This window comes from Mariprofundus micogutta (genome assembly GCF_001895085.1).
Lineage (GTDB): Bacteria > Pseudomonadota > Zetaproteobacteria > Mariprofundales > Mariprofundaceae > Mariprofundus > Mariprofundus micogutta.
Window position 1 is genome coordinate 1 of sequence record NZ_BDFD01000053.1, and the last position, 1,129, is coordinate 1,129.

The window sequence follows — 1,129 nt, forward strand, 5'->3', positions numbered from 1 at the left end:
GGGTTCTACCCCGTTTCTACGGACACATCTAAAAAGAGGCATAATATGCCCATAAGGAGTGTTCCGAATGACCCAACGAAGAAAGTACAGTGCCGAATTCAAGCGCGAAGCTGTTGCGCTTACCTACCAACCAGGTGTTAGCTGCCGACAGATTGCCTTGGAAATCGGCGTTAACCCGAACCTACTATCCCGCTGGAAAAGAGAGTCTGAGGCTGTATCGAATAAGGCCTTCTCAGGCAGCGGTAGCCCTCGAGATGAGGAGTTGAGCAGCTTGAAGCGCGAACTGGCCCGGGTGAAAAAGGAGCGCGATTTTTTGCGCGAAGCGGCAACGTTCTTTGCAAAACAATCGTCCTGAGGTATCAGGCGATTCAACGTTGTCGCAATGATTTTCCAGTTCGTCTTATGTGTCGTTGCTTAAAGGTTTCATCCAGTGGTTATTACGCATGGGAATCACGTAGCCCGAGTCGTCGTGATGTTGAAAACGACCGATTGCTGGAACGCATTCGGGATATTCACGATGATAGCGGCGGTATTATTGGCGCTCCCCGGATGCATGAGGATCTGCAAGCAGAAGGTGAAAACATCGGTCTGAATCGTGTAGCTCGCCTTATGGCGGAACACGGCATTCAGGGCTGGCCTCGCAAGAAAGGACGCGGGCGGCAGCGAAAGACTGTTCGCCCTACTGGCATCAAGAATCATCTGGAGCGGGATTTCACTGCCTCGGAACCTGATACCAAGTGGGTTACTGACATTACGGAAATCCCGACACGGGAAGGCAAGCTATATCTGTGTGTCGTGCTGGATCTCTTCAATAAATTGGTAATTGGCTGGTCCATGCATCATAGGCAAGACCGTCACATGGTTATGCGAGCTGTGGAAATGGCCGTCTGGCAACGCCAGGGAGTGGCCAGCGTCATTCTGCATTCAGATCGTGGCTGCCAGTTTACCAGTGGCGACTACCAGAGACTGCTCAAGCAGAACGGTTTGGTGAGCAGTATGAGCGCTGTTGGCCACTGTGGTGATAATGCAGCCTGTGAAGGGTTCTTTGGCATGCTAAAGCGAGAAAGGGTTCATCATCGCTTGTATTGCACACAGGATGAGGCAAGAGCAGATATTTTTGATTATTTGG

At 51.1% G+C, this 1,129-nt stretch carries 1 protein-coding gene; it reads left to right on the forward strand.

Annotated elements, in window-relative coordinates; genetic code table 11:
- Positions 1-67 precede the first annotated feature (67 nt).
- Positions 68-1,129, forward strand: a protein-coding gene (locus tag MMIC_RS12390; protein WP_143144964.1) for an IS3 family transposase whose coding sequence is annotated in 2 segments (ribosomal slippage) — positions 68-308 and positions 308-1,129 — 1,063 coding nt annotated over the 2 segments. Because the reading frame shifts where the segments join, the coding sequence is not laid out codon by codon here. This gene is flagged as partial in the annotation.